General features: G+C 70.4%; 10 protein-coding genes. All 10 read left to right on the top strand.

Annotated elements, in window-relative coordinates; translation table 11 throughout:
• Nucleotides 1-61 precede the first annotated feature (61 nt).
• The 10 genes from AWX74_RS05175 (at nucleotide 62) to AWX74_RS05130 (ending at nucleotide 10,738) form a co-directional block, all read left to right on the top strand.
• Complete coding sequence (locus tag AWX74_RS05175) at nucleotides 62-1,816, top strand: AMP-binding protein (protein ID WP_165615471.1); 1,755 nt, start codon at nucleotides 62-64, stop codon at nucleotides 1,814-1,816.
• 163 nt (nucleotides 1,817-1,979) lie between these two features.
• Nucleotides 1,980-2,768: a ferritin-like domain-containing protein gene (locus tag AWX74_RS05170; RefSeq protein WP_091272163.1), complete on the top strand. Its 789-nt coding sequence runs from the start codon at nucleotides 1,980-1,982 to the stop codon at nucleotides 2,766-2,768.
• Complete coding sequence (locus AWX74_RS05165) at nucleotides 2,765-3,490, top strand: PaaI family thioesterase (protein ID WP_091272161.1); 726 nt, start codon at nucleotides 2,765-2,767, stop codon at nucleotides 3,488-3,490. The genes AWX74_RS05170 and AWX74_RS05165 overlap by 4 nt, the downstream gene beginning before the upstream one ends.
• On the top strand, nucleotides 3,490-3,756 hold the full coding sequence (locus AWX74_RS05160) for an acyl carrier protein (protein ID WP_091272158.1): 267 nt from the start codon (nucleotides 3,490-3,492) through the stop codon (nucleotides 3,754-3,756). The genes AWX74_RS05165 and AWX74_RS05160 overlap by 1 nt, the downstream gene beginning before the upstream one ends.
• Nucleotides 3,753-4,688 carry an SAM-dependent methyltransferase gene (locus tag AWX74_RS05155; RefSeq protein WP_397311295.1) on the top strand — a complete coding sequence of 312 codons (936 nt, stop codon included), beginning with the start codon at nucleotides 3,753-3,755 and terminating at the stop codon, nucleotides 4,686-4,688. Before AWX74_RS05160 ends, AWX74_RS05155 begins: the two co-directional genes overlap by 4 nt.
• Complete coding sequence (locus AWX74_RS05150; RefSeq protein WP_091272156.1) at nucleotides 4,685-5,611, top strand: acyl-ACP desaturase; 927 nt, start codon at nucleotides 4,685-4,687, stop codon at nucleotides 5,609-5,611. The genes AWX74_RS05155 and AWX74_RS05150 overlap by 4 nt, the downstream gene beginning before the upstream one ends.
• Nucleotides 5,612-5,795: 184 nt before the next feature.
• Nucleotides 5,796-7,265: a class I adenylate-forming enzyme family protein gene (locus AWX74_RS05145; protein ID WP_091272858.1), complete on the top strand. Its 1,470-nt coding sequence runs from the start codon at nucleotides 5,796-5,798 to the stop codon at nucleotides 7,263-7,265.
• A 543-nt stretch (nucleotides 7,266-7,808) separates the two neighbouring features.
• A complete protein-coding gene (locus AWX74_RS05140; RefSeq protein ID WP_091272154.1) occupies nucleotides 7,809-8,768 on the top strand; it encodes an HpcH/HpaI aldolase/citrate lyase family protein in 960 nt (319 codons plus the stop codon).
• Between the two features lie 124 nt (nucleotides 8,769-8,892).
• Nucleotides 8,893-10,092 (top strand): acyl-CoA dehydrogenase family protein, encoded by a 1,200-nt coding sequence (locus AWX74_RS05135; RefSeq protein WP_091272152.1) that lies wholly within the window; start codon nucleotides 8,893-8,895, stop codon nucleotides 10,090-10,092.
• A 142-nt stretch (nucleotides 10,093-10,234) separates the two neighbouring features.
• Nucleotides 10,235-10,738 (top strand): MaoC family dehydratase, encoded by a 504-nt coding sequence (locus AWX74_RS05130; RefSeq protein ID WP_006544585.1) that lies wholly within the window; start codon nucleotides 10,235-10,237, stop codon nucleotides 10,736-10,738.
• Nucleotides 10,739-11,090: the final 352 nt, after the last annotated feature.

Here is an 11,090-nt window from a genome sequence, read left to right as displayed (position 1 = left end):
GGAGAAAGCCGCATGGCCCAGCAGCCGGGCGAGGTGTTTCGACGAGAGGACGCCGGTGGTCATGCGGGTATCCCTGGACGAGGTGGTGCCGGGCACGACGGCCGCCGCCGCGCTCGCCGCCGGCAGCGTGCACGGGGCGCTGGCGGCCGTGGCGGCCCGCCGCCCCGCCGTCCGGATCGACTTCCCGTCCTCGGGCGACTCGCTGTCCTACCGGGAGCTGGTCGAGCGCGGCGACGCCCTCGCCGCGGCGTTGGCGCGCGGCGGGGTGCGGCCTGGCGCGCGGGTCGGCCTGCTCAGCGAGAACGCCCCCGACTTCCTGGTCGCGCTGGCCGGGGTGAGCCGGGCCGGCGCCGTGACCTGCCCGCTTCCGCTGCCGACCTCGACCCGGGACCTGACCGGGTACGCGGCGCGGCTGGCTCGGGCGGCGGCCGTCGCCGACATCGGTCTGGTCCTGGTGGGCGGGCGCACCGCCCGGCTGGCCAGCCGGTTCGCCGCGGCGTTCGACGCCGGCGGCGCCGTCCGGGTTGTCACCGTCACCGAATACACGGCATCCATCGGCACCGACGCGGACGCGAGCACGGACGCGGACGCGGGTGGCCCGCTGCCGGACGAGGTGCCCCCGGGCGCCCCGGCGCTCGTCCAGTTCACCTCCGGCAGCACCGCCGCGCCGAAAGGCGTCCTGCTGACCCACCACAACATCCTCGCAGGCCTCGCCGCGATCATCGACGGTGTCGGGCTCACCGAGAACGACGGCGGCGGAATCTGGCTGCCGCTGTTTCATGACATGGGGCTGTTCGGCGCCCTCGCCGGAATTCTCACCGGAATGCCGATGACGGTCTGGTCCCCGGCGGGTTTCGTGAAGGATCCGGCCGGCTGGCTCACCGACTTCCTGCGCCGGGGCGGGAGCATCGCGCCGATGCCGAACTTCGCGTACGACTACCTCGCCGACGCCGTCCCCGCGCCCGTCCAGGCCGGGCTCGACCTGAGCGGCTGGCGGGTCGCGTTCAACGGGGCGGAGCCGGTGTCCCCGGCGTCCGTCGACCGCTTCCTGGCGATCTTCGGCCCGGCGGGGTTCTCCCCGGCGGCGATGATGCCCGTCTACGGCATGGCGGAGGCGACCCTGGCGGTGACCTTCCCGCCGCGCGGCCGGGCGCCGGTCTCGCGCTGGGTCGACCGTGATCTGCTCGCCCGGCGGGGGATCGCCGTCGACGTCGCACCGGACGATCCGGCCGCCCGCGGGCTGGTCGGCGTGGGCCGGCCGGTGCGCGCGATGAACGTGCGCGTCACCGGCACCTCACCCGGCGCCACCGGGCCGGCTCCCGACGACCAGGTCGGCGAGATCCAGATCCGCGGCGAGGCGGTCACCGGCGGCTACCTCACCGAGTCCGGCGCGGTACCCGCCGACGCCTTCACCGCGGACGGCTGGCTGCGCACCGGCGACCTCGGCCTGCTACGTGACGGTGAGCTGTTCGTCACCGGCCGGGCCAAGGAGATGATCATCGTGCGGGGGGTGAACTACTACCCGCACGACGCCGAGGACGCCGCCCGTGACGTTCCCGGGGTCCACCGCCGGCGCTGCGTCGCCTACGCCGACATCGCCCCCGACGGAACCGAGGCGATGACCGTGCTGGCCGAGACGACGCTGGAGGACGACGCCGCGCGTGACCTGCTCACCACCGGCATCCGCACCGCGGTCGGTGCCGCGCTGGGCCTCGCCGAGATCGCCGTCCACCTCGTCGGCCCCGACGCCCTGCCGCGGACGTCCAGTGGGAAGTTCCAACGTCTCGCCGCCCGCGACGCGGTCCCGGTGGCGTGAGCGGGCAGCCGGCCCGAGCGGGTGGCAGGGCCGGGCTGGCATCCCATCCGACATCCCATCCGACCATCCACACGATGTCCCTTCCCGACCGTGGCCCGCGCCGCGGCCCGCACGGGCCGGCGCGTCCGGGGCCCCCGTCTCCGTCCCAGGCAGGTGCTGGCACATGCACAGCTACGACGTGTTCCGCCACTATGAGCGCCAGGTGTGGCGGCTCGCCGACATCCCCTTCGACGAGGTGCGGCGAAGTGACGTCCGCCCCGAGTACATCCGGATCGCGCGCGGCGCGGTGATGGGCGAGGCGAACTCGATCGCCGCCCAGCACGGATTCTTCGACGAGTTCGTCCATGACTACGACTTCTCCGCCTTCGTCGCCCTGTGGGGCTACCAGGAGCTGCAGCACCACTTCGCGTTCCGGGCCTGGCTGGACGTCGTCGGCGAGCCGGTGTCGGCGGCGCCGATCGCGGCGATGCGCGAGCCCTACGCACCCGGCACGACGCCGGCGGCGACGCTCGCCACCAACATCATCTCCGAGCTCACGGTCAACCACGTCTACCGCGCGGTCGCCGGCTGGGTCCAGGAGCCGGTGCTGCGCACGATCATGACCAACGCCAGCCTGGACGAGGCCGCGCACGCCCGCGAGTTCATCCACTACACCCGCCGCCGGCTCGCCGAGCACCCCGACGAGCTGGCCTCGGTGCTGGAGACGCTGTTCGTCTACACCGCCGAGCAGCGCATCAAGCATCCGGTCGGGGTCTTCAAGGGCGAGCTGGAGGCGCTGCGCGACCACGACACCATCGACACCGGATTCGAGTTCTTCCTCTCCCAGGTGGCCACCGAGGGAGAGCTCGCGCACCTGCAGGACAAGATCCGCCGGGCGTTCGGCGCGATGACCGGCCTCGACCTGGCTACCAACGCGCGGGTCCGGCGCGAGCTCGCGGAGGTGCTCGGGTGACCGCGGCGACCGAGGACACGCGCACCGCGCCCGCCGGGACGTCCGGGAAGCCGCTGGCCGACGTGCTCGGCGGCCCGGCCGCTGACGACGGGCACCTGCGGACGCCGTGGACCGTCCTGGAGGACTACCAGTGCTTCGGGTGCTCACCGCACAACGCGCACGGCCTGCGGCTGCGCTTCCGGGAGCGGCCCGACGGCATCTCCACCACGTTCCAGCTCGGCCCGACACACGAGTCCTACCCCGGCGTCGTCCACGGCGGGCTGCTCGGCGTGATCTGCGACGAGACCATGGGCAACCTCATCGTGCTGCGGGTCGGCCAGCCCGCGTTCACCACGGCGATGCGGGTGCGCTTCCTGGCGCCGGTGCTGGTCGGAGCCGTGCACGAGTGCCGGGCCCGGATCATCCCGGGCGCGGGCGGTTCCACGCTGATCAACACCGAGGCTGATGTCGTCGACGCCGCGGGCACCGTCGTCGCCACCGCCCGCGCGACCTACCGGCCGGTGGCCCTGGAGGCGGCCCGCGACCGCATCCAGATCAGTGACGACGCCGCCGGGCGCCTCGCCCGCGTCCTGGCCGCTACCGCTGACGCCGCCGGTCGGCCACTGGCTGACCAGCCGCCGGCCGGTCGGCCGCTCGCTGACCAGCCGCCGACCGACCGGCCGGTGGCTGACGAGCCGCGCGGCGGCCAGCTCCCGTACGTCCCCGCATCCGAGGAGTCCTGATGTCCACGACCGCCGCCGAGTCGGTGCTCTCGACCATCACCGGCATCGTCGCCACCGAGCTCGCGACCGCCCCGGGCACGATCGATCCGGACCTCGATCTGCGGTCGGTCGCCGGCGCCGACTCGGTGAAGGTGCTGCGCATGATCGCCCGTATCGAGCGGGCCTTCGACATCGAGCTCGACGACGAGACCGTCTTCACGGTGACCACGGTCCGCGAGGTGACCGAGGTCGTCGAGCGTGCCCTCGCCGAGGGGGCCGCGGCGTGACCGTCACCTCCACCGGCGCCCCGGCACCGGCCGTGCCTGCGCCGGCGACCGTCGCCGCGGCAGCTGCCGCGGACCCGGCCTCCATCGCGGACACCAACCAGCACTACGACCTCGACCCGGAGATCTTCGGCCTGTTCCTGGACTCCCGCCGCAAGTACTCCAGCGGCCTGTACCGGGCGGACGGGGTGACGCTGGAGGAGGCCCAGCTCGCCAAGCTGCGCTTCGTCGCCGACCGGCTGGCGCTGCGCGGCGGTGAGCGGACGCTGGACGTCGGCTGCGGCTGGGGCTCGGTCGTCCTGCATCTCGCGCGTGAGCTGGGCTGTCACGCGGTCGGGGTGAGCCCGGCGGGCCGCCAGCACGCCTACATCGCCGAGCGCGCCGCCGAGCTGGGCGTGTCGGACCTGGTGCGGACCCGTCAGGGCCACTTCGAGACCTTCGACACGGAGCCTGCGTCCTTCGACGCGGTGTCCCTGCTCGGCTCGATCGTGCACATGCCCGACCTGGACCTGGTGTTCCGCCGGGCGCGCGCGGCGCTGCGCCGTGGCGGCCGGCTCTACGTGTCCGAGTCGTGTTTCCGCAACGCCGCCGCGCACGCGGAGTTCGACCGTCGTGGGGGCACCGAGTTCGTCCGTAACTCGATCTTCGGATGGGGCGACATGCGCCCGCTGTCCGAGCTGGTCAGGGCGGCCGAGGACGCCGGGTTCTCGATCCGGTCGGTCGACGACCTGACCGAGGACTACCGGCGCACGATCGAGGACTGGCTGGCGAACGTCGCCGCGAACGCGGACCGCATCGACGCGATCCGGCCGGGCACGGCGGCGATGCTGACCCGGTACCTGCAGGTCGCCAACGCCGGCTGGGGCTTCACCACGAAGCACTACGCGCTGGTCTGCCAGAAGTCGCGCGCAGGAGCGGGAGCACACCGACGATGACCAGTACTCCGACGATGACCAGCGCACCCTCGGTTACCAGTACGCCGGCACGCGAGCCGGTCCTGCGCGGCCCGGTGCGGGGGCCGTTCCTGGCCCCGGGCGAGCTGGCGCAGGCCGTGACCGACTTCCATCTGGCCTCCAGCCCCGCGCGGCGGTGGGACGTCGAGACCGCCGTCGACTGGGCCGCCGCGGACGCCGACCGGCTCACCGACGGCCAGCGTTCCGCCGTCCGCTTCGTGACCCTGATCGAGGACCATCTCCCGGGCTATTTCGCCGTCTACACCCGCCGGTTCCCGCTCACCGCGGACGTGGATCCGGCCGAGTTCGCCCACCACCGCGAGCTGTACCACTTCACGGTCCGCTGGGCGGTGGAGGAGGACAGCCACGCCCGTGCGCTGTTCCGCTACCAGACCGAGGCCGGCATCGCCGAGGCGGACGCGCTGCGCCACGAACTGGCGCTGGAGGGGCGCAAGCCGTTCGAGCTGCCGCACGACGACGCGGTGTCGCTGTTCGCCTACGCCCTCGTGCAGGAGAAGGCGACGCAGCTCTACTACCAGCAGCTGCGTGCCGTCGTCGGCGACCCGGTGCTGGGCACCCTGCTCGCCCGGCTCAGCCGGGACGAGGCCCGGCACTTCACCTTCATGGCGGACGTCATCGAGCGCTACCTCCGAACCCACGGCGACGCCGTGGTGGAGCCGATCCGTGAGGTGATCGAGCGGTTCCGGATGCCGCTGGCCGACACGATGCGCGGCTACTGGCGCTGGGCGCTGCAGATCGCCGACACCGCCCGCTATGACCACACCGACGCCTACGAGCATCTGATCCGGATCATCAACCGCGCGGTGGACGCGCGTTCCGACCGGGTCGAGGAGCTGACCAGGTTCGTCGCCAGCTGCCGCTCGGGCACGACCGCGACGGCCTGATCGCTTACCGTGTGATCGCTACCGTGTGATCGGATCGCCGCGGCGGCGGGCCCGTCCCGCCGGTCGCCGTTGTGTGACACTTCCGCCCAACAACGGAAACGGTTAGGTTTGCTTCCGGTTTCCACATCGTCCCTCCGTGGGTGCCCCGACGAAACCGACGGTGGGACCGACGGAGGGACACGCGGTGGACGACGTCAGCTACGCCCGGCGAATTCGCCAGCTCGCCGAGGAACATCCGGACGAGCCGGCCTTACGGCACATCGCACTGGACGGCTCGGAGCCTGTCCTGACCTGGTCTGACCTGGACCGACGCTCCAGTCAGCTCGCGGGGGCCCTGGCGGGGCGGGGTCTGGGCGGCGGCGACCTGCTGGGGCTCGGGTTACGCAACTCGCCGCAGTTCGCGCTCAGCGCGCTGGCCGCCTGGAAGCTCGGCGCCGTGCCGGTGCCGATCCGCTGGGACCTGCCGGACTGGGAGCTCTCCCGGCTGCGCGAGACGGTCGGCGCACCCGTGCATCTGGGGCCGGCCGACCTGCCCTGGATCGATGCCACGGCCGACCTGGACGTCCCGGACCTGCCCGACGCGACCTCGCCGCAGACGAACGGGATCTGCAGCAGCGGCTCGACCGGTACGCCGAAGGTCATCCTCAACACCAGGCCGGCCGTGTTCGACGCACGCTTCACCACACCGTTCATCGACCTGTGGCGGGCCGACAACCCGGTGCCCCGGCCGCAGGTCATCCTGGTGCTGGCGCCGATGTACCACGCCAACGGCTTCTCCACCCTCTACAGCCTGCTCGGTGGGGACCGGCTCGTGGTGATGGAGAAGTTCGACGCGGCTCGGATCGTCGACGTGATCGAGCGCTACCGGGTCACCACCTTCACCGCGACGCCGACCATGCTCAAGCGCATCGCGGATCTCCCGGACATCGAGGGCCGCGACCTCTCCAGCCTGGAATGGATTCTGCAGGGTGCGGCTCCGATGCCGCCGTCGCTCGTTCACCGGTGGGCGAAGCTGATTGGCTCCGAGCGCATTCTGATGGCCTATGGAATGACCGAGGCAATCGGCATCACAGCGTTGCGCGGTGACGAGTGGATGAGCAGGCAGGGCAGCGTCGGGCGCGGTATGCGGGGTACCGAGGTGAGCATTCTCGACGACGCGGGAAATCCCCTGCCGGCCGGTGAGATCGGTGAGATCTTCCTGCGTACCCCGACGGCGAGCTACGGCGGGTACACGTATCTCGGCAAGGCACCTCAGCTGCGGCAGACCGGGCAGGGCTTCGAGACCGTCGGAGATCTGGGATATCTCGACTCCGACGGCTATCTCTTTCTTGTCGACCGGCGTGTCGACATGATCATCTCGGGCGGTGCGAATGTTTTCCCGGCCGAGGTCGAGGTGGCGCTCATCGATCACCCCGAGGTTCTCGACGTTGTTGTGATCGGGCTACGTGATCCGGAGTGGGGCCGGCGGGTGCACGCCGTCATCGCGCCGGTCGACCCGTCGCGACCGCCGACCTCAGCGGAGATCATCGCCTTCGCGAAGAGCCGACTTGCCGCCTACAAGGTGCCCAAAACGGTGGAAATCGTGGACGCGATCCCACGCAGCGAGGCGACGAAGGTCAACCGGGGCGCGCTTGTCGAGGCGCGTGGCGGCTGACCGATCCGGGCCCCGGGCGTCCGCCTCCGTGCCGGGACGTGACCGCGGCCGCGTGGACCGGGACCGGATGCGGCGAAACCGAGGGAACCGGCCGGAAAGGCGCCACCACGATGTGACAGTCGGGTGTCGCCTTTTCTGGTCTCATCGGGCGGGCAAATGGTGCGGGTGAACCTCTCGCGGTGCGCGGGCGGCGGGCACCCGAAAGAGAGACGGACCGTTCCGGAATTCGCGGCTGTCGCTGCGTGTCGGCACTGTTCGCGGGCGCCGGGATCGCTCCGGTATGGCGATGTGACGACAGGCACACCACCACGACGCCGCGTGTGGGTCTGAGATTTTGTGTGGAGCGTTCCCCGAGGTGCCGACCCGGCAGGACGCTGTAAGGCCCATCGACTACCGTGGCGGGGCCCGCACGCCACGCCGGCCGTGCCTTGATGCGCCTGACCAGGTCTGACCAACCGCGCTCCGGCTGACCAACCGCATCCGGCTGACAACCGCATCCGGGCGCCCTGGCCGGCCGGCCCGACGAAGGAGTTTTCGAGAAGAATGCCTCTGCGTGCTCGCCGGTCTTGTCTGGCTGTTCCTGGCTCGAACCCGAAGATGCTGGGCAAGGCGCAGGGCCTTCCCGCCGACCAGATCTTCTGTGATCTTGAGGATTCCGTTGCTCCGGACGCGAAGGAGTCGGCGCGCGGCAACGTCGTGGCCGCTCTGAACGAGGGTGACTGGGCGGGGAAGACCCGGGTGGTGCGGGTCAACGACCTGACCACGAAGTGGACGTACCGCGACGTGGTCACGGTCGTCGAGGGCGCCGGCGCGAACCTGGACTGCGTGATGCTGCCGAAGGTGCAGACCGCGGCGCAGGTGCAGTGGCTGGATCTGCTGTTGACGCAGATCGAGGAGGTGATGGGTTTCGAGGTCGGTCGGATCGGTATCGAGGCCCAGATCGAGAACGCGCTGGGTCTGTCGAACGTGAAGGAGATCGCGTTCGCGAGCCCGCGGATCGAGACGATTGAGAAGCCCATCTTCGGGCCGGCGGACTTCATGGCGTCGATCAACATGCCGTCGCTCGTCGTCGGTGCGCTGACGCCGGACTATCCGGGCGATCCGTTCCACTACGTGCTGTTCAAGATTTTTGAGGCGGCGCGGGCGCGGGGTGTGCAGGCGATCGACGGGCCGTTCCTGCAGATCCGGGATGTGGATGCGTTCCGTGGGGTGGCGAAGAAGTCGGCGGCGTTGGGTTATGACGGCAAGTGGGTGCTGCATCCGGGGCAGATCGAGGCGGCGAACGAGATCTATGCCCCGCGGCAGGAGGACTACGACCACGCCGAGCTGATCCTGGACGCGTATGCCTGGTACACGTCGGCCGCGGGTGGTCTGCGGGGTGCGGTGATGCTCGGCGACGAGATGATCGACGAGGCGAGCCGCAAGATGGCGGAGGTGATCGCGGGCAAGGGCCGGGCCGCGGGGATGGCGCGCACCGCGACGTTCACCCCGCCGCAGGCCTGAGCGGAGGCCGGCTGCCCGCGCTGGTTACTCGCGGGTAGCCTTCGCTTGTTACTCGCTGGTAGGCTGCCGGGCTCCGGCTGGTATTTCGCTGGTTTTCGCCGAGATCAACGACACAGGAGCCGCGATGGGCAGGGTTGCGCAGACCGACGGGCTGACGGATGTCCAGGCGGACATCCTCGCCGCGGTGCGGTCGTTCGTGGACAAGGAGATCCTTCCGTACGCGAACGAGCTGGAGCGCAAGGACGAGTTCCCCGACGCGATCGTCGAGGCGATGAAGGAGATGGGGCTGTTCGGGATCACGATTCCCGAGCAGTACGGAGGCCTCGGTGAGTCGCTGCTGACCTACGCGCTGGTGGTCGAGGAGATCGCCCGGGGCTGGATGAGTGTCTCCGGTGTGATCAACACCCATTTCATCGTGGCGTACCTGGTGTTGCAGCACGGCACCGAGGAGCAGCGGGCGCGGCTGCTGCCGAGGATGGCGACCGGTGAGGTGCGTGGCGCGTTCTCGATGAGCGAGCCGGGCTGCGGGTCGGACGTCTCGGCGATCACGACCCGCGCGGACCGCGACGGTGACGACTACCTGGTCACCGGTCAGAAGATGTGGCTGACGAACGGTGCCCGCGCCGGGCTGGTCGCCACGTTGGTGAAGACCGACGAGGGTGCGGACTCGGTGTACCGGAACATGACGACGTTTCTGTTGGAGAAGGAGCCCGGTTTCGGGACGCACGGGGGGATCACGATCCCCGGCAAGCTCGACAAGCTCGGGTACAAGGGTGTCGAGACGACCGAGATGATCCTCGATGGGCATCGCACCCCGGCGAGCTCGATCCTGGGCGGGCCCGACGCGGCGGGCAAGGGCTTCTACCAGATGATGGACGGGGTCGAGGTCGGGCGGGTCAACGTCGCGGCGCGGGCCTGCGGGATCATGATCCGGGCTTTCGAGCTGGCGATCGCCTACGCCCAGCAGCGGCGGACGTTCGGTCATCAGATCGCCGACCACCAGGCGATCGCGTTCAAGCTCGCGGAGATGGCGACCAAGGTCGAGGCCGGTCACCTGATGATGGTCAATGCTGCCCGGAAGAAGGACAGCGGGCAGCGGAACGACGTCGAGGCGGGGATGGCGAAGTTCCTGGCGAGTGAGTACTGCCATGAGGTGACGACGGAGTCGTTCCGGATTCATGGCGGGTACGGGTACTCGAAGGAGTACGAGATCGAGCGTCTGTACCGGGAGGCGCCGTTCATGCTGATCGGTGAGGGCACCTCCGAGGTGCAGAAGCGGATCATCAGCCGCGCGCTGCTCCAGGAGTACAGGCTTCCCCGCTGAGCCGGCCGAACCCGCCGTACCCCGCCGGTCGGGTTCCCGCGGGGTGCGGTGAGCACGAGGAGTTGTTTCGCATGAGCGGGCGGGTGTACGACCCGTCCCAGCCCGCTCCTACCGCCAGGTAGCCGGAAAGAGGGAGTGGGGCATGCAGTTCGGCCGGTACTACGAGGAGTTCGAGGTCGGCGCGGTCTACAAACACTGGCCGGGCAAGACGGTCACCGAGTACGACGACCACCTGTTCTGCCTGCTGACGATGAACCACCATCCGCTGCACCTCGACGTGAACTACGCCGAGAAGACCACCCAGTTCAAGCGGAACGTCGTCGTCGGCAACTACGTGTACTCGCTGCTGCTGGGGATGTCGGTCGCCGACGTCTCGGGCAAGGCGATCGCGAACCTCGAGGTCGAGTCGCTGCGGCACGTGGCGCCGGTGTTCCACGGGGACACGATCTACGGCGAGTCGACCGTGCTGGACAAGGTGGAGTCGAAGAGCAAGGACGACCGTGGCATCGTCACGGTGGAGACCCGCGGCCTCAACCAGGACGGCACCCTGGTCTGCATCTACCGCCGCAAGGTCATGGTGCCCAAACGGTCCTACGGCGAGGCCCGCGGCGGCGAACAGCCCGGCCGCCCCGAACCGCGTAGCTGACCCCGGTCAGTTACTGACCCGAACCGGGCGCCTGACCGGGGTTCTGGCGCAGGCGCACCGGAGGCGGCAGGGGAGCGGCCGCTTGCGGCCGTTGGACAGAAGTCGACAGTGAACGCTGGATCCGGCCATGCTGGAGCAGGTCCGGGCGGTGTGTCCCACCGTGCCCGGGCCGCAAGCCCTGGGGTGCTGCCCCGGGCGGCCAGCCGCCGGTGGTCTCGTCGGCGATCCGCGTACTCGGGTACCGCTCGCGGTGCCGCGGGCCCGCGGGTCGCGCCGACGTCTCCACCTGCGTTCGCCTCGACGAAAGGTGACATTCGTTGGATCTCCACGGCGCGCCCGTCCGCCCTGCCGC

It is taken from the genome of Parafrankia irregularis, assembly GCF_001536285.1.
GTDB lineage: Bacteria > Actinomycetota > Actinomycetes > Frankiales > Frankiaceae > Parafrankia > Parafrankia irregularis.
Note: the sequence above shows the minus strand (reverse complement) of the source record. Positions and strands in the feature narration are given on the sequence as shown.

Bases quoted from the DNA above. Each gene is read 5' to 3' on its own strand.
- AWX74_RS05175 (WP_165615471.1), top strand. From the start codon at position 62: ATGCGGGTATCCCTGGACGAGGTGGTGCCGGGCACGACGGCCGCCGCC.
- AWX74_RS05150 (WP_091272156.1), top strand. From the start codon at position 4,685: ATGACCAGTACTCCGACGATGACCAGCGCACCCTCGGTTACCAGTACG.
- AWX74_RS05140 (WP_091272154.1), top strand. From the start codon at position 7,809: ATGCCTCTGCGTGCTCGCCGGTCTTGTCTGGCTGTTCCTGGCTCGAAC.
- AWX74_RS05135 (WP_091272152.1), top strand. From the start codon at position 8,893: ATGGGCAGGGTTGCGCAGACCGACGGGCTGACGGATGTCCAGGCGGAC.
- AWX74_RS05170 (WP_091272163.1), top strand. From the start codon at position 1,980: ATGCACAGCTACGACGTGTTCCGCCACTATGAGCGCCAGGTGTGGCGG.
- AWX74_RS05160 (WP_091272158.1), top strand. From the start codon at position 3,490: ATGTCCACGACCGCCGCCGAGTCGGTGCTCTCGACCATCACCGGCATC.
- AWX74_RS05130 (WP_006544585.1), top strand. From the start codon at position 10,235: ATGCAGTTCGGCCGGTACTACGAGGAGTTCGAGGTCGGCGCGGTCTAC.